Raw genomic sequence first — 25,297 nt, 5'->3', positions numbered from 1 at the left:
ATCACCTCGGCCGACTGCGGTCGCATCGTGACCTACCTCCTGCCCCCGCGCGCTGCCGACGCCTGGTACGACCTCAGCGCCGCTTACGAGAAGACCGTCGGCAAGAAGGACGTCCAGCCCCCCTACCGGGCCCTCGACAGCGTGCTGCGGGCCGTCCACGGAGACTGGGTGCGATGGCTGCTGCATGACGGCACGATCCGTATCGTCGCGCGCACTCAGATCGATCCAGAGGACCTGCGGGACGTTCTGACCTTCTGGGCCGAAGCCGTCCTGCCCGGGCAAACGGGAGAGCAGCTCGGTCAGCTGCTGGGTGACATCGCCGCCAGCACCGCCCCCGTCCCTGGACCGGCTCCACTTCCAGCTATCCGCGGCGGGCAGACAGAACACTGGTGGGCAGCCGAACTCGCCGCCTGGAACCTCGCCGAACAACTAGCCTCAAGCCCGTGGACCCTTGACGGACAAGAGATCACATGGCGCATGGACACCCTCGGTGTCCTCAATGCGTGGGACCACACCATCCCCGGGCCTCCCAACCGCCACGGGCAGTGTCGTTACCAGATGCCACGCCTTACCGTCTCCCAGGGCACCAGCGGTCACCTGTCCGAGCCCGTCCTGAACATCAGCGCGTCCGCCACCTTGCTGGCCCGCTCCTGGTACAAGGTACGCACGATCACCCATCACCTCCCTGGTCTGCCACTACTGCTCACCGCCCGCACCGACGGACCTCGTACGGCACCCCGCCTCAATGTGCCGATGGTCTCCGTGGCCCGCCGCCTGGCCGGCAAAGCAGACCTTCCTAGGCCACGGGACCTCAGGGGCCTCTCGGTCCTCCCGGACGACCTGGACGCCATCAGCCTCTCGGCGCTCAGCTCCCTACGGGCCATCCAGCCCAAGACCGAGTCCGCTCCGCTGGGCCGCGGCATGGGCATGGAGTTCTACCGGCAAGTCGAGCAACAGGTTGCTGCTGTCAACCCCGACCTGGCTGCACGCCAACCCTGCTTTCTTGCCGTGGCCAAGCTGCCTCTGCCCCATGTCCCCGGTGAACGAGTCCACAAGGGACTCATCCAGCCTGAAGACATTCCCATCACCCTGGACGCAGCACACATCAAACAGCTGAAGATCGTCGCGCTCTGGAGCACCGACAGTGTCTGCGCCCGCATGCGCCAGGCCCTCGTCACACAGTTCGGCCTACCGGCCGACGCCCTCACCGGCCCCAAAACCACCCAACGCTGTGCAGATGACCGAGTTGAAATCGTTCTTCGCCACGACAAGCACAACATCTTGGCCCACGGCACCATGACCTCGACCCAGCGCAGAGAGCTTCTGCACCACCACCCCGAGCTGCAGCCCCGCCCCGGGTGGACGATCTCCGTCTTCGGCGAAACCCAAGGTCCTCAGACCAACGCCCACACCCCGCACGCCCAGCGAGAAGAGCTTGAACAGCAGGACGGCAAGCACCTCTCCCAGCGCGCCCTAGCCACGCACGCGATCGGCACCCAGTACCTGCAGCACATGACCGAGAAGCCACCTGCGCTCGGTGAGCAAATCGGCGAAGAGACCGACGACGAAACCATCCAAGCGGCAAGGCCGAAAGCCAAGCCCTCAGCACAAGCAGAGGCCAAGCGACGCGCCGCCTGGCAGAAGAAGAAGCAGCACACCGCTCTCAACGCAGTCCGCGACCTCCTACGCCGCCACGGCCTCGTAGACACCCGCCTCAGCCACGCCTTCGCGCCCATCGGACTCCACGACGTCTGGCACATCGGCCTCTGGCTGCGACGCCACGTCACCCGCTCAACAGCTGGCCGTCCAGGAAACCAGCAGCCAGCGCCCGTCACCCTCACCTTCACCGCCATGCGTCCGGCGAACGGCACCGCCGGCGGCCCCTGGCAGACCTGGGCATGGTCCCCACGCAGCGACCGCTGGCAGCCGTACGCCCAGGCCACCACCCAACTCCACGCCGACGACCTTGGCATCCCTATGGACGAGGAGCAGATTGCACAAGCCGCCCACAACGCCCTCGCCGCAGTCCGCCGTCAGCTACCGGACCAGCGCCCCTACATCGTCTACGTGGACGGCGATGCCACGGAACGGATCTGGACCGGCCTTCGCGATCTGTCCTTGGCCGGCGAACAGCCCCCGGAACTGAACACCCCGCGATGGCTCCCTGGTGGCACCCTGCCCTCAACGCAACGGCCCATCGGTGTCGTACGCGTTCTGCCCTTCTCCCGGCGCCTTGCCCGCCCTGTAGGTACCGAACGGTGGGCGCTGGACAAGTCCACAGGGCAGTGGGCCAAACAGACCAACCACACCGTACGCGTCCTCTTCCAGCTCCAGGCCCAAGGCCCTGACCATCTACGCATCGCCAGCTTCGCCCTGCCGAACGTCCCGAAAAACTACGCCGAACTGAAGCACCGCCCAGGCCGTGACTGGACTCGCTGGTCAACTGAGGCAGAAGACAGCCTCCGTAAGATCTTTTACGCGCACACCAGCACCCACTTCACCGCCATTGCACTCGACCCCGAGGCAGATCCCGAGTGGATGGGCAAGGCAGCGGCCATCCTCACCAACCAAGCAGCAGCCTGGGACTACCGCCAGTCCCACCCCACACCACTACACCTGGCCCGCAAGATGGACGAGGACCATCCCCACCACCGGCGAACTGTCGCGCAAGAAAGCACCGAGGAAGAGGACGTCGCCGATTCACGTTGAGTCGGCGGACCAGGGCTTTGGGCGTTCATCTGCCCCATTCCACCCGCACGAGCTCGCGGGCGGCGGCGAGGGCCCCGTCGAAGTCAGCGAGGCGTGCGGCGAGCGTGGTGGTGGCGAGTCGCGGCGGGAGGGCGGCGGAGAATTTGAGGCCGCGGACGGCGCGCGGGTCGACGGTGGGCAGGGTGAGAGAGTTGGGGAGGTCGGCGCGGGCGTTGTTCCAGTCGTCGAGCCTGAGGTCTTGGCGGAGACGGACGTGGGTGTCGGTGGGGCGCTGAACGGGGTCGGCGAGGTTACCGAGGGAGGCCGTGAGGGTGGCATTGGCGCGGTAGCCGGCCCAGGTCCACCAGCGGGTGGCGTCGGCGTCGCGGACCAACAGGGTGCCGGCCGGGTGTACCTCGTGGGGTGCACGGTCCATGCGGAGTTCGGCGAGGGTCGCGGTGGCTCGGCGGGTGAGGCGGACGTCGGGGTCAGTGCCGAGAAGGACGTCGCGCATGGCGCGGGTGAGGGCGTAGGAGAGGCCGCGGGCTTCACTGCCCTGCCATTTGGCGATGCCGCCGTCTTCGACGGGCTCGACGAAGGCGCGGCGTCGGGCCCAGTCGATGAAGGTGACCTGCCAGCTGCGGCCGGCCAGGAGCAGGCGGCGTGGGCCTGGGCGTTCTTCGGTGAGGACGGTGGGGTCAGTGGTGCCGATCTCGGTGCGTCCTGCGAGCACGGTGAACTCGGGAGGTGCGGTGAAGGAGGCGGTCAGCTCCATGAAGTGCCGTCTACCGAAGTGTTTCTCGGCCTCAGGTCCGATGAACAGCATGCCGCCGTCGCTGTCGAGGAAGCCGCGTTCGACGAGGTGAGACAGGAGGGGGGCGGCGGAGCGGTCGAAGGGGGCGAGGCCGTTCCACTGTTCGGGCCACAGCCGGTCGCCGATGCGGTGTTCCTGGAGGGTGACGGCGAGGAGTTGCTGTGCGACGAGGTGGCGGGGCGATGGCGGTGGGGTGACAGGTTCGACCCAGCCGCGGGCCCACAGGGTGAGCAGGCCGGCGGCTTGGAGGAGGGTGTCGGGTCGGGTGGCGAGGAACAGGCAGTTGCGGGAGGTTCCGGTGCGGCGCCCTGTGCGGCCGATTCGCTGCAGGAAGGAGGCCACGGTGCCGGGCGCATCAATCTGGATGACGCGGTCGAGATCGCCGACGTCGATGCCGAGTTCGAGGGTGGAGGTGGAGACGATGACGCAGTCTCGTGCTTCGGCGAATGCTCGCTCGGAGCGGGCTCGTTCGTCGGTGGAGAGGGAGGCGTGGGAGAGGAAGACGGTGACGTCGCGGGCTCGTAGTGCCGCGCCGAGTTCTTCCACCTGCTTGCGGGAGTCGCAGAAGACGAGCCGTTTTTCGCCGTGGTGCAGGGAGGAGATCACCTTGGCGGCGTTGCCGAGAGATCCGACGTAGTCGAGTTCGACCTCTCCTGCGGGGCGTGGGAGGTCGCCCGAGTCGGATGTGGCGGTGTCGGTGGTGGCGGGCAAGGTGACGCCGGGGGCGACGACCCGGCCGGGGCGGTCGGCGGGGCTTGCGCCCTGGAGCCATGTGAGCAGGGTGTCGGGGTTTCCGACGGTGGCGGAGAGGCCGATGCGCTGGATGCGGTGGCCGGCCAGGCGTTCCAGACGTTCGAGTACGGCAAGCAGGTGCCAGCCGCGGTCGTCTCCGGCAAACGCGTGCACCTCATCGACGACGACGGCACGCACCCGGCCCAGCATGTGCATGTGGTCGGTCTTGACGCTGATGAGCATCGCTTCGAGGGACTCGGGCGTGGTGAGCAGGAAGTCGGGGGACTCGGTGCGGATGCGGCGGCGTACGGACTCGGGTGTGTCGCCATGCCAGAGGACGGCTCGGCGCCCCAGCCACTGGGCATAGCTGTCGACCCGGTGCACCAGGTTGTTCAGGAGTGCCTTGAGCGGGGCGAGGTAGAGGACGGAGGTGCCGGTCCAGTGCTTCTCCCGCATTGCCGACAGCAGCGGGAAGGTGGCGGCCTCCGTCTTCCCCCCTGCCGTCGGCGCGAGCAGGATCGCGTCCTCGCCGTCCATCAGCGGATGCACGGCGGCCTTCTGCAGGGGGCGCAGATCGGGCCACCCGAGCGTGTTGACAATGTGGTGCAGGACTACCGGGTCGAGGCGTTCCACCGGGTCGGTGCCGCGCGGCTGATCCTGCACGTCTGTGACTCCTGCGCTAATCCGTCAATGTTCGGAACTTCGAGAACTAATTCTTCAGAGATCGAGGTCGAGGTCATCCGCCGAGGCAGCCGGCGCGGACGCGGCAAAGTTCCGTTCGGTGGCCGTGAGGTCGCCGATGCCCACCGTCAACTTGTAGTGCGTACGCGGGTCGAAGTCGGGGAACTGGTCGATCCGATCGAGTACGTCTCCGACCAGCTTCTTCAGGTACAGCCGTGGTGCTACTCCGACCTTTCCGCCGAGAGCCCCGCCCACGGCCCGCGCCAGGTCGGTGAGGTAGGCATCGTCGGCGAACTGCTTGATCCGGTCGGGAGACTGGGAGCCTTCCGCGTAGAGGTCGCGGATGGTGGCGCCGAGGCCGGTCAGTGAGTCCTCAGTGAATCCGGGCAGCCGGATCTGGACGGCCCGGGGGTTGTCGAAGCGGGGGTCGGTGGTGAAGTCGGTGGCGAGGCGCTGGGCGAGTGGCGCGAGTCGCTGTACGCCTTGCTGTCCGTCGTAGAAGGCCGGTGTGCCGGTGATGACGAGGTACAGGCCGGGGAAGCGGCCGGAGTGGACCTCGTCGATGAGCTGCCGCAGCGCGTTGAGTGCCTTGTCGCGGGCGTCGGAGCGGACCCGTTGCAGGGTTTCGACTTCGTCCAGGACGAGGACGAGCCCGGCGTGCCCGGCATCCCGGAGGACGGTGAGCAGGCCCTGCAGGAAGCCGAAGGCGCCGAAGTGGTCGAGGTCGCCGCGGACTCCTGCGCTGCGCCGGGCGGCTGCAGCAACGTGCGGCTGGCCGCCGAGCCAGGCCATGACGGCGGCGGCGGTGGGCTCATCTCCGGCGTCCAGGGAGTGCTTGTATCCGCGCAGGGCGGTGGCGAATGCGGGGGCATGTCGGGACACCTCGGCGAGGCGGGCGGTGAGCAGCCTCTCCACGGCCTGAGGCAGCTCGTTCTCGCTCGCGCCGTCGGCGAGTGCGTCCTCCTCCAGCGCATAGAACCAGGCATCGGCGACGGGCCGCAGGGCACTGGGCGGGAAACTCGCGGTGGTCAGGCGTTCGGTGAGTCGCCGGTAGACGGTCTCCAGCTTGTGCAGCGGGGTCTCGGTCTCCGACACCTGTACCTCGGCGACGGCGAAGGTGCGTCGTTTGGCACGTTCGCCGAGCCAGCGGGTGAAGAAGGTCTTGCCGGAGCCGTACTCGCCGCGTACGGCCTTGAACACCGAGCCGCCAGCGGCGACGGTGTCCAGCTCCTCGTCGACTGCCTGCTCGAAGCGGCCGAGGCCGGTGGCGAGCAGGTCGAGGCCGCTCTCGGGGACGACACCGCGCCGCAGCGCGTCCACCACGGCTCGCCGTCGCACGGCTCCGACCGGGGTGGCGGCCCCGGATGCTGAAGATCCAAACGCGTTCACCCGAACAGTCTCCCATCCGGCCGCCCACCTGGTTGGACACCGATGCGGTCGCCGGGCCGCCGACGGGCGGACCAGGCGGACCAGTAACCCGGCCCGCCCGTCACAGCCGCAGTACGCCGCTTCACAACCCGAACTGCTCCATCAGTTGGGCGCGATGCAGGCGCAGGGTGCGGTTGTCGGGGAGGATCTCCAGGATCTGGGCCCCGTCGTAGTTGAGGAGCTGGGCGAGGGTAGCGGCGAAGCCGGGGGCCCGGGTGGCGGGCTGGCCTGCTCGTTCGGCAAGAGCGGTCATCGGCAGGGTGCCGGCATCGACGAGCGCGGCCAGCGCCTTCGGAAGGACGGTCTTGTCGCGTGGCTTGCGGGCGAGCAGGTCCAGCTGTGCCTTGTACAGCTCGGTGGCCATGAGACGCTCGACCAGGGCGACAGCAGGATCTTCGGACTGCTCGGAGGAGGGTACGGTCTCAGGCTCCGCCGCGGAGTCGCCAGCTTCCTGCGGTGCGGGGGGCGCCACCTCGTCCTCGCCGAACAAGCTGATGGCACCCTCGGGTACAGGCGGGGCTGCCTTCCTGGTCTGCTTGCGGCTTCGCGGGCCTGCGACGGATGCGTCGGGCACGGCACCAGCGTCAGCTTCGTTCTTGGCGCCTGCCTCGACTGCGGCTCCGTCCTCGGCGTCCTCCGCCCACCAGGAGGGTGTCGGGTCGCCCAGCTCCCGCCATCCGGTGGGCGGTTCGGCTCCGAAGGGCAGCAGGGCGAGTAGCGGGATGGTGAACTCGGCGAGGGTCGCCCCGCCGTGGTAGCCCGCCTTGAGCGCGGTGTAGCGGCTGTCGTGGTCGCGCAGCGCGACGATCCGCGATCCGGGCTCCGGCCAGACCACCCGCGGTCCGGAGAGCTCGATCTCAGCCGGTGCAACGGGTCCACTGGGGGTGCGATGGCGGGCCGACCCTATGGTGCCGCCAGCCGCGTCGAGCTTGCTGCCGCGCCGCTCGATCACATGGCCGTGGTCGGAGGTAAGGAGCACGGTCATGCCGTTAGCGCGAGCGGCCCGCAGCAGCGGGTCCAGGCCACCGATCTCCTTGGTCTGCCATGCGCCGTCGCCGAGTTTCTGCTCCTTGGCGAGGCGGTCGTCGACGGTGTTGAGGACGACCGCGACATGGGTGCGTTCGCCGGCGAGGGCTTCGGTGAGGGCGGTGGAGAAGGGTGAGCCGGTGTCGGGGCCGCGCAGGTCGTCCTTGTGGAAGACGGCCGCCGGGGCACCGTTCCAGCAGTGGTGCTGCGGAAAGAGCCGCTTCTCGTCGCTTTGGTCGCCCTTCATCAGAGTGCCCGTGAACAGCGAGGTGCGGGATACGGCCGTGAGAGTGGGCAGCGCGGCGGCCACGGCACGCCGGACGGGCGCTCCGATCGCGTCGGGAAGGGGGTCGAACTCCGCCCACTGTCCTCGCAGTTCTTCGCCGATCTCTGCTGCTATCGCCGCGCTCATCCCGTCGAGAAGGAGGATCAGGACCCGTCGGCCGGGGCAGGCCACGACGGGTGCGACGATGCGGCTCAGGAAGCTCTCCACGGTGATCATCGCGCGGGGAGCGGTGCCGTCCGCGGTCCACACCGCGAGCCGCTCGGAGAAGGCACGGTCCAGATCGCGGCGCTTCTCTCGCGCCTCCGAACCGATCTTGCTGTAGGCGTCGGCGAGTACGGAGTCTGGGTCGCCGCCCGCTTCCAGGTGTTCCAGAGCGCGGTCCGCCCAGCCGAGTTCGCGGATCTGGCGGGCGGTGCCGTCGGCTACCGAGGCGATATCGACTTCAGGCTGGCCGCCGAGCCACTGCCGCAGGCGCGCCGCCATGCGTACCCGCTCGATACGGGCCTTGGTGGCACCGTCGGCAGCCAGGGTGTGGTCGGCCAGTGCGGTGACGGCAGTCGTGACCTTGCCGGAGTCGCCGTTGGCGAGGGCGTGGCCCGCGGCGGTGAAGCGGGCGTCGAGTCCGGCAGGGAGCAGCGGGCTGGCAGCGGCGGCGGCCTGTGCCCCGAACTGGGTGACGAGCTGTGCGGCCCGAGTCAGGACCGGGTCGGCGAGCCGGTGCTCGCCCCGTTCGACGAGGCCCCGGACGTACGCCTCGCCGCTGTGTCCGAAGGAGATCAGGAGTCTGTCGAGGTTGTCTCCCTGGGCGGGCGGCTGTTCGCCGAGCCACCGCTCGGCGCGCCCCCGTACCCGGTACAGGTCGTGGTCGGCCTCCGCGTGCCCCCACAGGGCGGCGCATACGACGGCGTACGCGGCTGCGTCGGCCCCGTGCTCGGCGTCCACCAGTGCGGTGATGATCTTGCCGGTGGGGCCGCCCTGTTCGGGTTCGGCGAGGAAGCGTGCCAGGCCGGCCCGTTCCGGTCCGCGCAGGTCTCTCAGGAGGTCGGGGCCGCCAGGGGTGAGGGTCCACCGGAACAGCGCGACGGGGTCGATGCGGTCTCCGTCGTCGTGTGCGGCCGGCTCGCCGAGCGCATCCGTGTCCTGGAGGCCTAGCCTGAACCGGCGCCTGGCTAGCCGGGTGAGGGCCTCGTCACGGGAGAGCACTCCCTTGCCCAGCGAGGGCCAGCCGCGGGTGGCCGCCGCGTCGAGAAGCGCTTCGGCCGCCCAGGTCTCGCCGCGCAGCCGCCCGTCGAGGCCGCGCGCGTCGAACGCTTCCTGCACGACCTCCCAGTTGTCGACGGAGCGGATCCGTCCGCCGTAGACGCGAGCGAGCAGCCCGGGGTCGAGGTCTGTGTCCTCGCGGTCGGTGAGGACGACCAGGACCTTGACGTCGGGGGGAGTCACTGCGTCGAGGTGGCCCAGGATCTGCTCGTGTACGGCCAATACCGAGGGCCCGACGGCCACCCGCGCCCGCAGCCCGCCCGCCGTCTGCTGCACAGAGGGTCCCTCCCAGACGGGATCGGCCCGCAGCAGTAGGACTCGGACCGTGCCGTCGCCGAGCCGGCTGCGGGCAGCGAGGTACTGGCGGACGGTTCCTGCGGGCAGCCGGGCGGGGCCGGCGGTCGCGGGCGCTGTGGTGAGGGTGCCGGACATCAGTCGACGACCTTCCAGACGACCTCGACGGTGGCATTGGGGTTCTCGGCCGCAAGCGCCGCGAGCTCCGCCTGCAGCTCGGCCCCGGCCCGGGCGGCGGTGGTCCGCCCGCCGCCGGAGCGCGCCACGGACCGCGACGGCGTACGGGGACCCGGCTGCTGCGCCGGCTCCGGCAGCACCTGCGGGTGAGCGGAACCACCGATCAGGTCCACGTCGTCGGAGCTCGGCAGCGGGGTGGCGGGCGGTTGGGGACGCTCGGCCGCGGTCTGTCGGGACCTCAGCAGGGACAGCACCTCCCGACCACCGGCGTTGAGCACCCCCGGCAGGTCGGGGTAGTCACCCGGGTCGCCGGCGGCGGCATCCCGCACCCGCTCCAAGACGGCCGCGCCGCCCACACCGAGGGTGTCGGCCAGGCCCAACTGGTCCCAGCTGGTGTTCTGCAACGCGGAGGCGACCTTCCCCGCGCTCTTCAGGGACATCCCGTACCGGTGCGCGGTGAAGTCGCCGAGGTCGAAGCGGGCGAGCCGGTCCACGACGGACTTGGCCTCGATGCCGGCTTCCGTCACCTCCTTGACCAGCTCCTGGGCCCGCCGGGCGAGGACGAGCCGGGGCGAGTCGTCGTCGAGGCGCAGGAAATCGCGGTGCTTCTCCAGCTCTCCGACGAGCCGTCCAGCGTCCTGAGCAAGCGCGGCGGCGGCCCGCTTGATCTGTCCGGCGAACTGGTTGACGATCCGCCCACGCCGCAGTTGCGGTGCCCGGTCCCCGAGGATGGTCTCGTACCGCTTGCGCGCCTCCTCCCAATCGCTCTCGCTGGGCAGCTGCTGCTCGCGCAGGGCGTAGTCCCGCCTCAGCTCGTGCGGTGCGGGCGCGGGTTCGACGGGGACTCCGCCGCGCACCCACACCCGGTCAGTTGTCTCCGCGTAGGCGGCGGCGAGCAGCCGGCGCAGCAGCTCGGGCAGTCCGCGCGGTTCGGGAAGGTCACTCCAGTCGGAGAGCTTGACCAGGGTCGGTTCGGCGGTGCCGTCCCGGCGGGCCTGGTGAGTGAAGTGGTCGGGCCAGGTGGTGGACTGCCGGTAGTACGCCTCCCGCATGGTGCCGAGGCCGAGGCCGCCCGCGATCCGCGCCATGATCTTGCGGTCCTTGCCGTCGACCTCGACCTGTCCGTCGCGGTCCTCGGCGGCCTTGCGTACGTACTCGAAGACAGTCTTGATCTCGGCGGGCTTCACGGGCTTGCTGATGCCGTCGGGGTCTAGGTCGGGGTGGGCGGGATACTGATGGGCGAGCAGCTTGCCAGCCAGGTCGCGAGCGGCGGCGTCCAGCGGCGCGCCAAGCGGAAGCCGAAGCTCAGGCACATCCTGCTGCGCGACCAGGTGGGTGTCGAAGCCCAGGTCGACAACCCCTTCCTGCTTCTGTGCGAGCCCGTACGCCTGCCGCAGCGCCTGGGTGACGCGCTCGGTGAGGATGTCGCGCTGCGACTGCAGCATGCTCTTGGCGCGCGCCTTGTCGTCGGCGTTGAGGCTGCGTGCGAATTCGGAGTCGAATCGGGCCTCGTCGGCGAGGGCCTTGTCGATGACGACGAGGCGCTCGAAGTCACTGCGGGAGGTGTCGGTCAGGTGTGTGGGCAGCCAGGCCAGGGTGCGCGAGTCGCCGCCCGGCTTCTCCCGCAAGGCACGCAGCCGCTGCAGGTCGTCCATCGGGCCGAACTCGCCCTCGTCGTAGGGGAAATCAACAACGAGCCGCCAGGTGTCGTCTTGGCTGGGCCGCAAGGTCGCCTCAGACAGCGAGTCGACGTCGGCGACGTTGCCGAAGACCACCTCGACCTGCCGTTCGGTGCCCTTCCACACCAGGTCGAGCACGTCGTACGCGTCGAAGCCGCCGGGCCCGTCGCTGACGCCGAGCGCGTCCTTGAGCAGGCTGCGCATCTTGGTGCGCCGGTTGCCCAGGTTGTTGTGGACCTGGGCATTGGCGAGGACGGCGTCCAGGTCAACGCCGGTGAGCTCCAGGCGGACCACCGCACCCGGCCCGGTACCGATGACCTTGATCTCGGGGAAGGTCGCCGCCCACTCCTTCGCCTTCTGCTCGAGCCGGCCCACCTCGGTGCCCGCGATGCGGGTGGTGATGGAACCGTGGTTGAGGGCGTGCAGCCGCGCCAGGGTGAGGTCGGCGAGCGCGGGCACGCTGGGCGCGAGCGCGGAGAGCAGCAGGGTCTGCAGGAGTCGACTGTCGCCGGTGAAGTCGCGGCAGCGGGCGGCGAGCTGCGGGTCGCCGAGGCTCTCGGGACGACGCCGGTACGCCTCGACCTGGTCCTCGGTGACCTGGTTGGTCTTCAGCAGGTACGGGCGGAGCTTGTCCCGGTACAGCTTGTCGGCGGCCTCGAAGTGGACATTGGTCTCCCCGCTGAACGCCTTGTCGCCGCCGCCCGCGATCGCCGGGTACAGGTCGCCGAGCGGCACGAGCTGCCCGAGCCGCCAGTCGTCACGGTGGTCGACGAGCAGCTGACTCATCAGCTTCAGGCCGGTGCGGGAGCGCTGTAGCGCGGCGGAGATGTGCACCAGGGTGTCCATGAACGCCGGCGGGAACGGGTACGTCCGCCGGAACGCGTCCTCGTCCGCGCCGGTGGTGGACTTGTCGTGGCCGAGCAGGGTGTCCCACACGTCAGGGCCGAGCTTCTTGGCCTCGGTGAACGCCGCCTCCACCTCCGCTTCGGCGTCGGGAGTGGCTGGCTTGAGCAGGCGGGCTTGCGCAATCTGCGGGAGGTTGCGGTCTTCCAGGACGACCTTGTCGAAGCGACCGCCGCTGAGCTTGAGACTGTCCTGGACGGCTGCCTCGGCGGCGCCCGACATCTCCTCGCCGACCAGTTCGCGCAGGTCGCGCTGGCGGGCGATGAACGACACCACCGGGATAGCGCGCCGCTCGTCGCCGCCCTCCACGAAGTTAGTGATCTTGTCGGATTCGCGTGAGACGAACCTCTGGTCGTGGATGCGGGAGGCCAGCCACAGGATCAGCTCGTCCATGAAGAGGACGAGTCCGTCGTAGCCGAGGGACTTGGCGTGCGCGGCGATGATGCCGAGCCCCTTGTCCAGGGAGACGAACCCGTCGGCGTCCTCGGAGGCGTTGCGCGAGAACGCCGGGAACAGGGTCTGGGTGAGGTCCTGCACAAGGCGGGCCCGCAACTCCGGCGGTGTGGAGGGGTTCTCCAGGTCGAGACCCTTGGTGTTCTCGTGCTCCTCCGGAGCGTTCACCGCCTGATCAAGCAGCTCGGTGGTCCAGGTGAAAGAGTCGCCCCACTCGTCCATCTGGCCGTCGCCGGCGTCAGCAAGCTGCTCGATCACCCTGTCGTCGCCGTTGCGGCGGCGCTGCTCAGCGAAGTCCTCGAAGAGCCCGTCGGTCCGGTAGACCTGCGGCAGCGGGCAGCCGGGGTGCAGTTTGCGGACGTGCTCCACATACTTGCCGAGCACACGCTGCTCCAGGGACTTGGAACCCAGCATGTGGTAGGGCACCAGCAGGAACCTGCGGTCGTCCGCGTCCAGCCAGGAGTGCCGGGCCCGCACCGGGTCGAGGTCGCCGCGCGTCCGGGCAGCCTGGTTCCCCGACAGCAGCGCGTAGAGCACCGCCATGAAGTGCGACTTACCGGAACCAAACGAGCCGTGCAGATAAGCCGCCTTCGACGAGCGGCTGTCGAGCGCCGACTTGATCAGGTCGAGTGCCTCGTCGAAGTTGCCGAGCAGCCGGTCGGTGACGACGTAGTCCCTCAGCGCCGCCTCGGCCCCCTCAGGGGTGACCGCCTCGTTCAGCTTCAGCACGAAGTCGGAGGTGGACACCGACTCCGGGATGTCGATCAACTCCCGCAGCAGCGGACGGTCCTCGGGACGAGAGTTGTTCCTGCTCATGAACGCCATGGTGATTTGGCTCCTCGCCCTACTCAGTCAGACTCTGCGCCGGTAGCGGCATCGGTGACGTTGTCCGTGACGGACATCTGAACTGCGGCCTTCGCGCCAGTTCGCTTCTTGGGCGCGGCTGCCTTCTTCGCGCCCCCGCGGGTGGCGGCGGCCGGGCGCCAGGCCCGCAGCGCGTCGTCGGGCAGCCCGAGCTCGCCCTGCTTCTGCTGCCGGAACGCCAGGACCTCGGCGGCCGGCGACGCCCCAAACTCCGGGTCATACTCGCCGTACCACTGCTCCAGCCACGGCTGCAGCTCAAGCAGCCCAGTCAGATAGGGCACGAGCTCATCCTCACCCAGCCCGGCCTGCTGGATGTACGAGGCGAGAGCGAGGCCCTGCTCCAAGTGGTCCCAGCCGGCCCACCCGTACAGATCCGGCGACTGCACGTTGACCGTGCCGTACGACACGAACCGCTCCTTGCGAACGTCGAGCTTGCCACGCGCACGCCAGTAGCCCGGCTTCAGAAAGTCCGCCGAGGTGTACTTCGCCGGCACGGGCGTCTCCTTGCGGATCTGCCGCTTGGCGGGCTCGTCGGGCGCGGCATCCTCCTCACGCTGCTTGTCCCACACGTGCTCCCAGTCGGCGCGCTTCTTCAGCCCGCCCGGCTTGTACCGCAGCGCAGACACGAACGGCACGTGCTCCTCGGACAGCAACTCCCGTACGGTCTTTACGAGGTCCTGCCGGGGCGCGTACAACTCAGCAACGGACGCGAAGTCCTCGTCAGAGGAAAGGCTTTCGGCGAGGCGGGCGAGGGTGGTGACAGTGGGGTTGCCGCTGGCGTCAAACCAGTACTCGCGGCCCTCGACGCGGTCAAGCAGCCAGGACTTCAGCGCCTTCTGCCGCATTGCATCCCAACCCTCGGTGGCCCAGCGCCGCTTGTACTCGGGACGCTCCACCATGCCGATGGCACGGTTCGACTCGATGACCTCGATCCGCCGCTGCACGAGCGTCCGGTAGTCGGCGGGCCAGTGCGCCGGGATCTCCGTGATCGACGTGGACCCGTGCCGCGTGAACCACTCACCGCTGGCCTCGCCGGCTGCGACCCGCCGCGCGAGCACGATTTCGAAGGCACGCTCACCAAGGGCAAGTTCGGGCACGACCGAGACGTCAGGCAGGCGCAGATCCTCGGAGTGCAGGTCGTAGAGGGAGTACACCTGCCAGTCCAGCTCCTCCTGAAGGGCGATCATGCGAGCGCGGGTGGAGTTGTAGGTGGCTTGGGCCTCCCGGAGGGCGAGAGCGGTGGGCACTGCCTCGGCTGCGAGGGCGGCGGGGACCGTCACGGAGAGCTGCTGGGCAAGAGCGTCGAGCTCGGCGGCAAGGGTAGTGGGGTACTCGGAGGGAAGCGGGAACTCTTGAAGCTTCGTGCCGGTGAACTCGTAGAAGCGCTCCCACACCTGCGACTTGTAGCCTTCGTTTACACCCTGGCTGCCCTTGTCGTGGCTAACCATCTTGAGCCAGAAGCCAGCCGTGGAGCTATTGAGCAGCCCAAGGAGGCGCACATACTCCTTCTCCGTCGCACCCTCCGGGAGCACCAATACCGGCGCAGTACGGATGAATACGCGTGACAGTCGATTCAGGGAGAAGTGGTTGTGAGTGGAAACAAAGGGGAATGCAATAGTCGCATCCGGGGAGTACCGACGGCGGAAGAACATCGAGTACTCGAACCAGCGAAGACCGCGCTCAAGTTGAGATTTACCGAACGCGACACGATCGATGAGATACCTGCGCATTGGCCAGAGGAATCGACTCACTGCCTCGGGGGCATCAGGCTCCAGGGTCGCCTCTCCATACGGCCACAAGGAGGGCTCCGCCCCATCAATGAGGTAGTCGCGAACAGCTCCGCCTTCGACCAGCTCACGTTCATGCGCCTCGTCGATGCCAGCTCGCCGCAAGGCGCCGGCGCCAACCATATAGGCATCGTCCTCGCGTGTAACGGCACCCGCACCGATTTCTTCAACAACCGACTTGAGCTTGCCCACGGCTGCGATATTGAGCTGCTCAACCAGCTCCTGGCCGCCGGCGGCCAGGATCCAGGGCTGCTTGTCGAAAAGACCTACCCGATCTAGATCATCGACTGACACCCATTTGCTGGAACTTCCTGGCACGTCGATCTGCTCAGCAATCGCCTGCCACACCAGCCCCTCCTCCGGCTTCTCCGGCGCCGAAGGCTCCCCCTGCACGCTCCGCACCGTCCGGATCGTCGCCTGCCGCTTCGATCCTTCTCTCGGCCGTCCCACGAGGATCACCGTCGGAGTCCCGTGCCCCGGAATGTACGCCCCCGACGTGTCGATGACCTCGGTGAGTTCGACCTTGTGGGCGAAATACTCCTCAATGAGCTTGGTTCCGAATTCTCGCTTCATGAAGGAGTTCGCCGTGATCTGGCCGACCATGCCGTAGCCGCTCCCGTCGGCTCCGCCCCGCTTGGCCAGTTCGAAGAACCGCTGGGCGAAGGGCACGGACAGCGCGTACGTCCCTGCGCACGCCTTGTAGAGCTCCCGGTACAGCTCGTTGAGCTTCTTATCCTTGACCGTGATGTACGGCGGGTTGCCCACCACCACGTGGTAGCGCCCTTGCTGCAGGATTCCGGGGTACTCGTGCACGTCCTCCGTCACGTACGAGAACTCCGCCAGCGCGTCACCAGCCACGCCGGCGTCCTCCCCAAGCCCGAGCCCCAGCTGCAGTTCCAGCTGCCGGTCCTTAATAAGGGAGTCGCCGACCGCGAGCTGGATGGGCCACTCGTACTGACGGGCCTCCTCAAACGTCCGCATGCCGCTCGCGGCCATCGCCGCGACCAGGAGCCGGAAGCGAGCCACCGCGACCGCGAACGGGTTGAGATCAACCCCGTGCACAGAGTCGAGGGCTGCCCGTACCCGCTCGTACGGGCCCACCTCGGGCCGTTGCTCGGCCCACATGCGCACCAGGCGTCGGAACCCGCCGAGTACGAAGTGTCCGGACCCGCACGTCGGGTCGATCATCTTCAGTTCTCCGAAGCCGAACTCCCGTACCGCCGGGGTCATCGTCCGGTCGAGGATGAATTCCTCCACGAACTCCGGTGTCTGTAGCAGCGCGTACGTCTTGCGAGCCGCTTCGCTGAGGTCCTGGTACAGGTCACCCAGGAAACGGGTATCCCAGCCCTTGGTGCCGTCCTCATTCAGCAGGTCGGTGAAGTCATGGACGAGGACCGAGCCGCCAGCCCCGCCGTTGCTGTCGGCCTCATTCTCGGCGGCGCGCTGTTCGCGCCAGAAGGCGAGCAGCGCGCCCGCACCGTCGTGTGAGAGGGGGATCTGGTAGAGCGGGTTGTGGTCGCAGTCGAAGAGCAGCTGTCCAGCCTGGCCGGCGCCGAGTTCGGCGAACGCGGTCTCCAGCCAGCCTCGGTACGTCGGGTCGGCGACCTTCTCCAGGTACTCCTCGTACCGCGCCTGGGCGGTTTCCCGTCCGGCCACGTCAGGGGAGGTGATGTATGGCTCGGCAATCAGATGGTTGTCCTCGCTGAAGCGGACGAAGACCGTGCCGAGTACCCAGGCCACCGCAACCTGGGTGACGCGCTCGCCGAGCCAGGCGTTCCAGGTCGCCGCAGTACGGCCCAGCCTCCGTGCCTGCTCGTACTCGCCGCGCAACCGTGTCCCGACCTCGGGGACAGCTTTGACCTGCTGCTCAAGGTCGGTCTCTGCCGCCTTGACCTGCTTCTGCAGGTCAGCGAGGAGGCTCTTGCGGTCGATCACGGAACGGCTCCTGTGGATGGGAGAGAACGGAAGAAGATCAGATCAGAAGGAGAAGCGGGTCAGGCGTCCGGCGCGAGGTGTTTGCGCGCGACCCAGGCGTCCGGCACGACGATCCACTCGTCGAACCCCGCCTGGTACGGCACACTCTGCCCGGCCAGCCGCGGCGCCCGTGCCGGGTCGGACTGGGCAACGAGCAGCCATAGCGGGCTACCGCCCTGCCGCGCTTCCTCCGCGAGCCGCCCGAGCAGGTCCAGAGCGTCATACCGGGCGAGCACCGCAGTGTCGGTGAGGAGCAGCGGACCTTGTCCCTCCGCGAGGCGCTCTCGTAGCCGCGGCTCGACGCGCCCCCACGCCTTGTCAGTGCGGATGCGCAGCTGTTGGTGGGCCCGGCTACCCGGTTCGGCGGCGTCCGCCTTGAGGACGGTCTCCCAGGTCGGTCGGGCCGCCTCGCCGACTACACCGCGCAGTTCGTCCACGAAGAGCCCGGTCAACGACACCGGCCGCGCCCCGTACTGCTCGTCGGCCAGCTGCCGCACCGCGTCCTCGGCGCGCCGCTGGGGCACGGTCAGGACTCGGAAGCCGTCCTGGCGTGCCGAGTGCGTGAGCCGCTGCTCGGCCTTGACGGCGGCAGCGACGGCCGCGTCCGCGTCGTACTGGGTGGGGGCGGAGCGGCGGGCCTCCGAGGCTCCCCAACTCGCCGAGGTCAGACCGGCGGTGGCGTCCCCGGACGGACGGTCCGGGATGAGGCGGAGCACCTTGTCGTAGCGCGTGGCCAGTTTCAGCTCGAAGCCGGCCTGCTTCAGGTCGCGGACCAGTGCACTGCCCGTGGGCAGCTCGCGCGGCGCCAGCGGATCCGTGCCCAGGTCAGGGAAGCGGGTGGCGACCCGCTTGTGCAGGGCGTCCACTGACAGGCCCGGCTGCCGCTCCTCCTCGACGCCCAGCTGCACAGCGACCACACCGGCCTGGGTGATCCTCAACGCGCGCACCAGGTCCAGGTCGCGCGGGTAGATCTCCAGTCGCGGCGTGAGGGCGGCCCGGGTGGAGGCGGCCACCGCGATCTCGGCAGTACGCCGCTCGTCCCAGCCCAGGCTGCCCGGCGGCCGTCGCAACGCGTCCAACTCGGTGAGGACCGTGCTCGCCGTCGGCAGGGACTCCAGCGCCGCGAGCCGGTCGGCCCGCGCGCCCAGGTTTAGCGCGTAGTCCTGCAGAGCGGGCAGCGTCGGGGTGTCCGGACCGTCCACTCCCTCCCGGACGTCCAGAGCGAACAGGCCGAGCACCGGATCGACGCCCTTGGGCATCCGGGCGTGGAAGTAGCGGAAGAGCGGCGGGGACTCGTTGTCGTAACTCTCCCGCTCGACCACGGCCCGCAGCAGCGACAGGGCGAGCGCACGCCGGTCGCGCCGCTCCACGTGCTGGGTGCCGCGCCGGGCGATCAGCGCGTCGGCGAGCTCGATCACCGGGGCCACCCGGCCACGCTCGACAAGCAGCTCCACCACCTCCTCGCGCAACAGCTCAAGGGCGGCGTCCCCGTACCAGCGCTCGCGCGCCTTCTTCACGATCTGCGGGATACGGCCCGCGGTCAGGCCCACCGCGTCGGCGACGTCCCGCTGCCGGACCCATGCCAGTCCCTCGGGCAGCTTGCCGGTCTCGTCAGGCAATCGCAGCAGCAGCCGGACCGCTTCGCGTTCCTTGGCGTTGGAGCGGGCGCTGCCGCTGGATGGCTTCGGGACCAGGCGGGCCGCGAGCGCGTCCAGGCTCAGTGCGCCCAGCAGTTGCGGGGTGGTGACGTTTCCGCCGCCGGCAGCGACCGATTCGGCGACCGCCTGTTCCAGCTCGGTGATCTCCTGGCCGGCTGCCTTGCGGGCCTCCGCGCTCAGTGGGGCGGGGGCCGCCTTGCCGAGTCGGAGGTTCCACTCCTTCTGCCGGCGCTGGATCTCCTCGCGGGTGCGCGATCCCATGCCCGGTGCGGTGAGGAACTTCCTCGCCGAGTATTCCAGTACGTCCCCGACGGAGTTCAGGCCCATGGCGAACAGCTGGGACTGCGCGGAGAGCGTCAGACCTGCCACAGACAGAGGCGTCGTACGGTCAGCCTTGGCCGCCTGCTGGTCACGAACCTGCTCGGCGGAGGCGTCGTCGTCCTCCCGTCCGATCTGCGGTCCGGTTTCCTGCGTGGTTCCTTCGCTCTCCGCTGCACCGTGCCCGGAGCTCGGGGCCGTCGTGCGCTGCGCGTCGAGGAAGAGTGCCTGCCAGGCGCGCTCCATCGGCTTCAGATCCGAGAACCGGTCCTTCACGTCCCGGGCCAGAGCCTTGCGGAAGAAGGCCACGAGGCCGTCACGGACCGCCGGCTCGAAGGCGTCGAACGCGAGCTGCGGGTGGGGCCACTCCTTCGGATCGGTCTGCCGGGCTGTGACGGAGCCGTCGCCCCAGCGGGGCAGCTCGTTCGACGCCATCTCGTGCAGCGTCACCGCCAGCGCGTACCGCTCGGCGTGCCCGTCGTACGAGCCACGCGTGATGATGCCCAGGAACGGGTCAAGGTAGCCCTCGGTGCCCGCATCGATCTCCTTCGCCGGGTATCCGGCGAGCGAGAAGTCGATCAGCACCAGCTGCCGGGTGCCGTTGGGACGGATCCGGATCGCGATGTTGTCCGGCTTCAGGTCCCGGTGCCAGATTCCTTCCGCCTCCAGGTGCTCGACCGCGCCGAACAGGTACTTCCCGTACGCCTCCAGCTGGTCCATGCCAAGGCGGCCGTTGTCCCGCAGCTGACGGGCGACGGTGTCCTCACGCCGCCTCGGCCCCTTCCCGTCACCACGGTCCTGGTCCTTCAGCTCTCGGCTGTCGCCGACGTATTCGAGAGCGAGCACCCGGCGGCCCGCGAGAGTGATCGGCTCCCGCTCGTACAGCGCGATGATGCTGGAATCCCGGTGGATACGGCCCAAGACCTGGGCCTCCCGGTCCAGGACCGCGTGCTTGGCCTCGCTCAGCGCGACCTTCAGCACCGCGACCGGCAGGGTGCCGCTGCGCCGCGGCTCGCCCGCGAGATCCCGCACCAGGAAGGCACGTGAGGTCGAGCCTGTACCGAGTCGACGCACGACCTCCCAGCGCCCGGCCAGCACGTCTCCGGCCACCGCCTCCAGCGGGTCCTTCTCCGGCTCGCCCCGATCCTCGTCCGTCTCGGATCCCGACCCGTCGTCCCCGCCCGTGCCTGCGGCTGTGTCCGTGCCTACGGAGTCCTTTTCGGTGAATGCCTGCTCGACGTACTCCAGCATCTCCAGGAAGTCGTCGACCGTGGACAGACGCCGGCCCGGTTCGTACGCGGTGGACGCTTCCACCAGGTCGTCGATGTCCGGGTTGAGCCCGTCGACCAGGGCGCTCGGGCGCAGGCTCTCACCGGCTTCCAGGCGGGCCATGACCTCGCTCTGGCTTGCGCCTGGTGCCTGCCCGGTGACCAGCAGGTACGTAAGGACACCAAGCCCATACACATCGAGGCGCACCGGGTCGGCCTTCGGAATCCTCAGCTCCGGTGCCAGGTACGGATCAGCCTGTTCCGAGACGTGGAACCCGGACACGTTCGTAGGGGCCAGGGTCAGGGGCCGGCCGCGGCTGGCGCTCTGCCCGGTGGCAATCTGCCAGTCCGCGATCTGCGGCCACGGGCTCAGCCAGCGCTGCTCCTCGCTGAGCTCCCGCCCGCGCGGGCCGCGGTCACGCGGGATGACGTGCACCGCGTGCGCCGACAGCGTGCGGTGATGGACACGGCGGGAGTGCGCGGAGCGCACCGTCTCGGCAAGCTGCCGTACGAGCGCTAGACGGCCTCGCAGGTCCAGCTGCTTCCCGTGCTGCACCAGGAAGTCGTCCAGCCGCAGAGTCTCCGGGTGGTAGTCGAACAGGATCGTCGGCCCGGCCGGGTGCCCCGACGGCAGGTAGCTCTTCAGCTGCACCGCCCCGGGGTGCCGGAACCGGCTGAGCACCAGCGCCTCGCGAGCAGCAGCCTGCTCCACCGAACGTCGCTCGGCGTCGGAGGCACCGCGCTCGCTCAGGAAGACCCGTACCCGCGCCAGATCGTGCAGCTGAGAATGACGGCCCAGATAGTCGGCCCAGGTAGGCCCGGAGTCGAACGCCTTCGCATCCAGGAGGTAGGAGCCCACCTCGTGCTGGCGGCGGATCGGTGCGATGCCGAGCTTCTTCAGGGCGGCGTCGACGCGATGGGACGTCTCGGCCGTTATGCGGCGCCGAGCGTCCGCCGACGGCTCGGCCAGCATGTCCACGAGCTGCTTGACCGTGAACACGCCATTCAGATCGGCGGCCGGAAGGTTCACCCGGAGCTTGTCATCGGTGAAGCAGACCGCCTCGCCCACCCAGATCTTCGGCCGGTCCCCGGGCCGGCCGGAGACGTCGTTGATCAGGCCGGACAGTTCCTTGGCTTTCCGATTCGCCAGGTGCAAGGGGTTGCCGTGTCGCCGCTGAGTCCCGCCGGGCGTGGTCTGCACCCAGTCGTTGCCGCCGCCGTGTACCGAGCCGTGCCAGTCCTTCAGCTCGAGGAGGAACACCCCGGCCGGTGAGGTCACCAGAAGATCGATCTCGCGGACATGTCCGCTGTTCGCGGTGAACGTGAAGTTCGACCAGGCCCGCCACGGCTCCTCGTCCGGCAGACGCCTACGGATCGCTTCCAGACCACGGCGCTCGTGCTCATACTCGGACTCGGTGACCGCCGTCCACCGGCCTTCCAGCATGCGACTCCCCGCCTCTGTCTGTTTGCACACAATTGCGCCTGCCGCGACGCTGCCCCCGCGCCCGGGAGCAATCGGGCTGCTCCCGCAGAAGGAATCTTAGAGGGCAGGACTGACGGCAAGAGGGGGACTGGGGTTCCCCGTAGCCCATCTCCTTCCCATCGTGAACGCCAGATTTCCGCTGCTCACGTCTAGGATCGGCCATCGGGCGCTGGTTTCGGCACGTCGCATCTGACCCTTGCATGCAGGGTGCCAGATACCCTTGGCGTAGAAGTTGTCGAGGAGCAGAAGCCGACTTCTCCATGGTGGTGGAGCCCTCGTCCCAGAGGAGAGACAGACCACGAATCCGGGCATTCAGGTGTCTCACGTACCGTCGATGCACAGGCACCGCGTGCCCGCACACCGAACCGTGGGACGCGATCCGGACAGCCTCGCCGTTCGCATCCCGGAGACAACCATTGAGCAACGACCTCCCACCCACTGATGGGGATGACACCTTCTGGCAGGAACGCCGGACGTGCTTCCTGACCACTCGCCGGCCCGACGGCACGCCCCACCTCATCCCTGTCGGAGTCACCTACGACCCTGAGACTCGGGTCGCCCGCGTGATCAGCGACGGCGCCAGCAAGAAGGTCCGCAACATTCGCGCCGTCAAGGCCGCCGGCAACGAGGCCCGCGTCGCCGTAAGCCAGGCCGAGGGGCTGCGATGGTGCACCCTCGAAGGCACAGCCGTCATCAAGGACGACCCCGAGTCAGTCGCCGAGGCCGAGCGCCGATACGAGAAGCGGTACAAGACTCCACGGATCAATCCGAACCGGGTCGTCATCGAGATCACCATCACCCACGCGATGGGGACCGCCAAACCTTCTGGCTGGTGACCCGACCTTTCATGCCTGGCGACGGCGGGGCGGAAAGGTAGCCGAAAATTTCCGGTTAGCCTAACCGGGGATTCTCAGGATGATGGTTCCTCCACCGCCACGTCCACCCCGTCCGTCGGAAGGCACCCTCGCGACAGAGAACACGCACAAACCGCGCACGGCATCAAAGTCCGTGAGCGCTTCACGCTGCCACGTAGCTGGCGCGGAACAAGTCCTGGGCACGCTCCAGGTCCCGCTCAGTGCGCAGCTGTACCTCCAGGTCGCCCGTTCCGTGGTGACCGAGGCCCGTCACGTCCCTGGTGAAGTCGGGGCCGAGGTCGACCTCGGCCGGATCGAGCGAGAGGTAGACCAGGACCTTCGTCCGTTGGGGCGGGCAGATGCTCGCGAAGTTCCGCAGCCGCTGGTAGGCGCAGTACTTCTTGCGCTGCACCTTGGTGATCCCCTCACCGAGGCCGAGCAGGGCCTCGTCCGCCGCTGCCGCCAGCTCCGCCATACTCTCGCGCCCTGCGTGCACCGGCTGTGCTGCCTCGGTGCGCCGGCCCCGCCTGCCCTGGGCCGGGCGCCCGGCGGCCGTGGCCAGGGTCTCAAGACCGATGAGGTCCCTACCGAAGAAGCGGTAGCGGACCAGGTCGATGCTGCGCCGGTGCTCGCGCACGGCGTGGACGTCGTAGCGGGTGAAGTCGCCGGCCACACAGATCAGTCGGGGTCCGCTCCAGAGCACCTGGGCCGCGGCCGTCCCCCCGAGCCGGTCGCGGACCAGGTGCTCGAACTCGCCCCGGTGGTCCATGAGCCAGCTCAGATAGAACAGCCCCTGGTTCATCACGCCGGGATCCGTGCCGCGCTTGTACTCCACGACGACGGGTGCACCGTTCGCGTCGAGCCCCAGCGAGTCGATCCGGCCGGCGTGGACCGGTCCCGTGCTGTACTCGGACGCCAAGAAGCGAACCCCGAGCAACGCCTCCATGTTCGCCTCGACAAGACGCTGCACATCCGCTTCGGCCGCAGCAAGTCGGGGCCCAAGCTCGTTAACGCCCCCGTGCGCCGTCTTGAACAACCGCAGCTTCCGCCACCTCCCCTCTCCATGGACCCCCTCCAACACTCAGCGCCGCAGGCATATTTCCTCGCCTTGGTTCAGCTACGGAGCGTGTTCGATCGGCGATGGCCGCGCTGGGGCAGGTCGCGCTCTGGGGGCGAGCACAGTACGCGCCCTTACCGAGCACGAGACCAACCTGTTCTGACGGAGCTAGACCTGCGGAACAGGGCCGAACAGCGCGCTGTCCTCGAACGGTGGCTTTGCCGACGTCACCGCTGACGCGTCAAGTGCGGGAAGTGCGGGGCAAGGAGGTTAATGGCCTCCTCCCAGCGGAAGCGGTCAGCACCTCCACCGGACTTCGGGCGATGCGGCGCGTAGCTGCCGAACATCACGCCCATCTGCCTCAGTTCGTCAACGCTGCGGCGATACGCGCGGTGGGCAGCGAGGGCGGTGTTCACGTACGGAAGTACCGCGGTGGGGATGCCCATGCCGGGGGCCTCACAGAGGATGCCGAGTGCGAGGTTGTCCGCGAAGCCGGCCGCCCACTTGTTGACCGTGTTGAACGTGGCCGGTGCGACTGCGATGGCGTCAGCCCGCGGGTAGGACCGTGCATCACCGGGTGAGCGCCAGGCAGAGCGGATCGGGTATCCGGTCTGGTTCTCGATCACCCGGCTGTCGAGGAAGCCGAGGCCCTGCGGGGTGGCGACAACCACAACCTCCCAGCCCCGTTCCTGGGCGGCGGTGATGAGCTTGCCGACATCGCTGGCGATCCCGGCCGCGCACACGACGACATACACGAACGGCTTGCGCTGCGGCTCATTCACGCGGGTACTCCCAGTCGACGGCTGAGGTGGTGGAGCTCTGGCAGCGTACGACGGCGGCCCCGGGCAGCAGCAGCCTTACAGGACTCCTCCGGCCCCACCTTGCCGACCGGGAACTGCCAGGACAGTCTCGCTGCCCGGGCCGTGATCCGCCCCGACGCCTGGACGCCGCCGTAACCTCGCATCCTGCGCAGGGAACCCATTCGCCAGATCCAGTCGCGGGGAGCGCGGCGGTCGGGGTCGTCGGTTGTTTTCCCTGTGAACGAGCAGCCGCACCCAATCGCGATCTACCGCCAAGCGGACAGCGGCCACCCGCTCCGCTGCCACTACGTCGCGTAGCCTGTCATGGCACACGGATCACGGTCCCGATCAGCGGCGATCCTCCTTCAGAGGCAGCCTCCGCTGGGGAGAATCTGGGGAGAATGAAGCCCCGTTGGGGAGTGGCTGGGGAGGATCGGCCGCATCAACAGGCAGCACGGCGAAAGGGCCTGAAAGACGGATCGCCGCAGGTCAGGGCGCCTCTCCAGTCGATTTCCGCAGGTCAACGGCGTGAGGGCGAGGACTTCAAGAAGATCTTGTCCTGGGCGGCCATCCTGTTCGCACCCACGTTGGTGGGAACGATCTACGGAATGAACTTCGACGCGATGCCGGAGCTGAACTGGACCTTCGGCTACCCGTTCGCGATCCTGCTGATGGCGGCGGTGTGCGCGAGCCTGTACTTCATCTTCAAGCGGCGCGACTAAGGGCCTGCCGATCATTAACCTGTCGCTTTGATCTTGCTGTCGGGGCTGCTGCTTTGGGCGGCCACTCGGGCTCGGAGGGCTGTCAGGGCGG

General features: G+C 68.7%; 10 protein-coding genes and 2 pseudogenes. 4 read left to right on the top strand and 8 right to left on the bottom strand.

Annotated elements, in window-relative coordinates; all coding sequences use genetic code 11:
- Window positions 1–27: 27 nt before the first annotated feature.
- Window positions 28–2,709: an RNaseH domain-containing protein gene (locus ACWFR1_RS21730; protein WP_453553549.1), complete on the top strand. Its 2,682-nt coding sequence runs from the start codon at window positions 28–30 to the stop codon at window positions 2,707–2,709.
- Window positions 2,710–2,734: 25 nt separating this feature from the next.
- Here ACWFR1_RS21730 and ACWFR1_RS21725 read toward each other — a convergent pair whose 3' ends face one another.
- The 6 genes from ACWFR1_RS21725 to pglW form a co-directional block, all read right to left on the bottom strand.
- A complete protein-coding gene (locus tag ACWFR1_RS21725) occupies window positions 2,735–4,897 on the bottom strand; it encodes a DEAD/DEAH box helicase (RefSeq protein WP_453553547.1) in 2,163 nt (720 codons plus the stop codon).
- 54 nt (window positions 4,898–4,951) lie between these two features.
- Window positions 4,952–6,304, bottom strand: a complete 1,353-nt coding sequence (gene brxD / locus ACWFR1_RS21720) for a BREX system ATP-binding protein BrxD (RefSeq protein ID WP_453553545.1) — start codon at window positions 6,302–6,304, stop codon at window positions 4,952–4,954.
- A gap of 121 nt (window positions 6,305–6,425) precedes the next feature.
- The gene (pglZ, locus tag ACWFR1_RS21715) at window positions 6,426–9,347 is read right to left on the bottom strand and encodes a BREX-2 system phosphatase PglZ (protein WP_453553543.1); all 2,922 of its coding nucleotides are present in this window, start codon (window positions 9,345–9,347) and stop codon (window positions 6,426–6,428) included.
- Complete coding sequence (pglY, locus tag ACWFR1_RS21710) at window positions 9,347–13,246, bottom strand: BREX-2 system ATPase PglY (protein WP_453553541.1); 3,900 nt, start codon at window positions 13,244–13,246, stop codon at window positions 9,347–9,349. The genes pglZ and pglY overlap by 1 nt, the downstream gene beginning before the upstream one ends.
- A gap of 23 nt (window positions 13,247–13,269) precedes the next feature.
- Complete coding sequence (pglX, locus tag ACWFR1_RS21705; protein WP_453553539.1) at window positions 13,270–17,007, bottom strand: BREX-2 system adenine-specific DNA-methyltransferase PglX; 3,738 nt, start codon at window positions 17,005–17,007, stop codon at window positions 13,270–13,272.
- A 59-nt stretch (window positions 17,008–17,066) separates the two neighbouring features.
- A complete protein-coding gene (gene pglW / locus ACWFR1_RS21700; protein ID WP_453553537.1) occupies window positions 17,067–21,734 on the bottom strand; it encodes a BREX system serine/threonine kinase PglW in 4,668 nt (1,555 codons plus the stop codon).
- A gap of 455 nt (window positions 21,735–22,189) precedes the next feature.
- On the opposite strand from pglW, the gene ACWFR1_RS21695 reads away from it, so the two are divergent.
- Window positions 22,190–22,609, top strand: coding sequence for a pyridoxamine 5'-phosphate oxidase family protein (locus tag ACWFR1_RS21695; RefSeq protein ID WP_453553535.1), 420 nt, complete (start codon window positions 22,190–22,192; stop codon window positions 22,607–22,609).
- Between the two features lie 181 nt (window positions 22,610–22,790).
- On the opposite strand, the gene ACWFR1_RS21690 is transcribed toward ACWFR1_RS21695, so the two are convergent.
- Window positions 22,791–23,669: a DUF5655 domain-containing protein gene (locus ACWFR1_RS21690; protein WP_453553672.1), complete on the bottom strand. Its 879-nt coding sequence runs from the start codon at window positions 23,667–23,669 to the stop codon at window positions 22,791–22,793.
- Window positions 23,670–23,911: 242 nt separating this feature from the next.
- Window positions 23,912–24,466, bottom strand: coding sequence for a flavoprotein (locus tag ACWFR1_RS21685; RefSeq protein ID WP_453553533.1), 555 nt, complete (start codon window positions 24,464–24,466; stop codon window positions 23,912–23,914).
- Between the two features lie 554 nt (window positions 24,467–25,020).
- Between ACWFR1_RS21685 and ACWFR1_RS21680 the strand changes: the two are divergent.
- Both ACWFR1_RS21680 and ACWFR1_RS21675 read left to right on the top strand, forming a co-directional pair.
- A pseudogene (locus ACWFR1_RS21680) lies at window positions 25,021–25,206 on the top strand (CorA family divalent cation transporter); the annotation flags it as partial.
- A 24-nt stretch (window positions 25,207–25,230) separates the two neighbouring features.
- A pseudogene (locus ACWFR1_RS21675) lies at window positions 25,231–25,297 on the top strand (hypothetical protein); the annotation flags it as partial.

This window comes from Streptomyces sp. NPDC055103 (assembly GCF_053607625.1).
This window is presented reverse-complemented; position numbering and strand designations above follow the sequence as displayed.

What these genes read in the sequence shown, in the direction of transcription:
- pglZ (WP_453553543.1), bottom strand. Translation starts at nt 9,347, where the DNA reads ATGTCCGGCACCCTCACCACAGCGCCCGCGACCGCCGGCCCCGCCCGG.
- pglY (WP_453553541.1), bottom strand. Translation starts at nt 13,246, where the DNA reads ATGGCGTTCATGAGCAGGAACAACTCTCGTCCCGAGGACCGTCCGCTG.
- pglW (WP_453553537.1), bottom strand. Translation starts at nt 21,734, where the DNA reads ATGCTGGAAGGCCGGTGGACGGCGGTCACCGAGTCCGAGTATGAGCAC.